This is a genomic window from Castellaniella sp. (assembly GCF_041675725.1).
In the GTDB taxonomy this organism is placed as follows: Bacteria; Pseudomonadota; Gammaproteobacteria; order Burkholderiales; family Burkholderiaceae_B; genus Castellaniella.
This window is the reverse complement of sequence record NZ_JBAYTI010000122.1, coordinates 1-2,844: the sequence shown is the minus strand read 5'-3', so window position 1 is coordinate 2,844 and position 2,844 is coordinate 1. Positions and strand designations below refer to the sequence as shown.

Here is a 2,844-nt window from a genome sequence, read left to right as displayed (position 1 = left end):
GATTGCGCTGGTGCGCACATCGGGCGAACCGCAAGACCGCTACAAGGGCCTGTCGCAACTGATCGTCGACCTTAGTCTGCCTGGCGTGACTGTCCGCCCGATCGAAGACATGTCCGGCGATGCCCACTTCTCGGAAGTGTTCTTCGACAACGTGGAATGCCCCGAAAACGCCCTGATCGGCGAAGAGGGGAACGGCTGGGCTCAGGTCAATGCCGAACTTGCGTTCGAACGCAGCGGGCCCGAACGTCTCTATTCCAGCATGGTGCTGGTGGAAAGCTGGCTCAGGCACTGCCGCGGCAGCGCAGCCAACGAAGGCGTGCGCCTTGAAACCATGGGCCACATCGTTTCCTGGCTGGCTGTACTGCGTTCCCTATCGCTGGCACTGACGGCCAAGCTGGCGCGCGGCGAAAGTCCGGCCATCGAAGCATCGCTGGTCAAGGATCTGGGCACAGAAATCGAACAGTCCATCCCCCGCTGGATAGGCGATGTGCTGGGTGCGGAACCGCATCTGGCCGCATCCCCCGAACTGCGCCGCACGGTGTCCTACCTTGAACAGTTGGCTCCTTCATTCTCCCTGCGTGGCGGCACACGCGAAATCATGCGCGGCATCATCGCCCGCGGTCTGAATCTGCGATAGGAATCCCGGTATGGATATGCTTACAGAAGCGTTGGAACGCATGTTTAGTGAACGGGCGACTCCCGCAGTGATCCGCGGCATCGAGGCGGGCGACGACCCGGCTGCGCTGTGGGCGGAAATCGCGTCCAGTGGTTTCCTGGACATTCTGCTGCCGGAAGACAAGGGTGGCGCTGGCGTGTCGCTGGATGACGCTTTCCCGTCGTTCATGCTGGCGGGCCAGCATGCGCTGCCGCTGCCTTTCGTGCAGACCGTCATGGCCAAGGGCTGGCTCGACGCCCTGGGGCACGACGCGCCTGAAGGGCCGATTGCCATTGCCGGGCCGGATACCAGTCGATCTGAAGACGGCGGCCTGAGCGTGCAGAACCTTGCCTTTGGCAAGGCGGCCGACTGGGTGTTGGCGGGGTTCGGCGACCTCTGGGTGCTGCTGCCTTCCGCCGCAGCCCGCATCGAAGGTGACGAAATACGGGGTAGCCAGACAGCCGATCTGTACTGGGCCGCCATGCCCGACAACACGCGCATCATCGACACGCCTGAAGCCGCAGTATGTTCGCCGGCGCAATTGGCCGCGGCATCGCTCGCGCCCCTGCTGGCCGGGGCGGCCCGCCAGGCTTTGGACATGACGCTGGCGCACGTGGCCGAGCGCCAGCAGTTCGGCAGGGCAATTGCCCAGTTCCAGGCAGTGCAGAGCCTCATCAGCGTCATGGCCGAACGGGTATGGGCCATGCGGATGGCAGCACGGCTGGCACTTCACGCGCCAGACGCCATGCCATCGCCTAGGCTTGCCGCCATCGGCAAGACGCGTTGCAGCGAGGCTGCACCCACCGTCGCTGACGGCGCGCATGCCTTGCACGGTGCGATCGGCATCACTGAAGAATACGACCTGCAGCTCTATACCAGGCGCTTGCGCGAATGGCGCCGGGCCGGCGGTACGGAAGCCTGGTGGGCACGTCAGCTGGGCCGCGAAGTCATCCAGAGCAGCGAAGGTACAGCGCTCGACTTCATTCTTGCAAGTACTAAGTGAGTCTGAAAATGGCAGGTTCCGTCGAATCATCCGCTGAATCGGCTCAAGCCGGCGCCCTGCAGGGCATCAAGGTTCTGGATCTCAGCCGTGTGCTGGCCGGCCCTTGGTGCACCCAGACGCTGGCTGACCTGGGCGCGGAAGTCTGGAAGGTCGAAATGCCGGGCAACGGCGACGATACTCGCAGCTGGCTGCCGCCCGAAGTGGGGGGCGAGTCGACCTATTTTCTGTGCGCCAATCGTTCCAAGGAATCCGTGGGCATCAATATGGCCCGCCCGGAAGGCCAGGCCCTGATCCGGGAACTTGCCGCAAAGGCCGACATCCTGGTCGAGAATTTCAAGCTCGATGGCTTGAAAAAATATGGTCTCGACCCGGAAAGCCTGCGGAAGGTGAACCCGGGACTGATCTATTGTTCAATCTCGGGGTATGGGCGCACCGGCCCGCGTGCTGCAGAGCCTGGCTACGATTTCGTGATCCAGGCGGAAAGCGGCCTGATGTCCATCACGGGCGAACAGGATGGCGAACCCATGAAGCTGGGCGTGGCCATCACTGATATCGTCACGGGCATGAATGCCGTGCAGGCCATACTGGCGGCGCTGTTTGCACGCGAGCGCACCGGGCAGGGCCAGCATATTGACCTGGCCTTGCTGGACGGCGCGGTCAGTGTCCTGGCGAACATCGGCTCTGGTTATCTGGCTGCGGGTGTCGAACCCCGGCGCTATGGCAATGGCCACCCCACGGTGGTTCCTTATCAGATCGTATCCACAGCCGATGGCAAGTTTGCGTTGGCCGTGGGCAATGACAAGCAGTTCACGGCGCTGTGCAGTGTGCTCGGCTTGCCCGAGCTGGCGACCGATGAGCGCTACCGTACGAATCGCGCCCGGGTCATGAATCGCGACACGCTGATCGCACAGCTGGAAGCAGCATTGAGCCATCATGGCAATGCCTATTGGCTGGAAAAGATACGCAGCGTCGGTGTCCCGGCAGGGCCGGTACGTAGCGTACCCGAAGCCCTCGAAGCGCCCGAAATCGTGGCGCGTGGCATGGTGGGCACAACCTCCGACGCGCGCCATGGCGAACTGCGTTTGATGCGTTCCCCCCTGAAGCTGCAAGGCACACCTCCGCGTGAACCCCTTGCGCCGCCCAGGCTGGGCGAACACACGAATACCGTTCTTGAGCGTGTTCTGGG

The 2,844-nt window shown here is 63.2% G+C and carries 3 protein-coding genes; all 3 read left to right on the top strand.

Annotated elements, in window-relative coordinates; genetic code table 11:
- The coding region (locus WCZ84_RS13930) for an acyl-CoA dehydrogenase family protein (protein ID WP_372686876.1) at nt 1-637 on the top strand (637 nt) is incomplete at its 5' end.
- A gap of 10 nt (nt 638-647) precedes the next feature.
- Nucleotides 648-1,658: an acyl-CoA dehydrogenase family protein gene (locus WCZ84_RS13925; RefSeq protein WP_372686875.1), complete on the top strand. Its 1,011-nt coding sequence runs from the start codon at nt 648-650 to the stop codon at nt 1,656-1,658.
- A gap of 8 nt (nt 1,659-1,666) precedes the next feature.
- A partial coding sequence (locus WCZ84_RS13920) for a CaiB/BaiF CoA transferase family protein (protein ID WP_372686874.1) occupies nt 1,667-2,844 on the top strand: 1,178 nt, incomplete at its 3' end.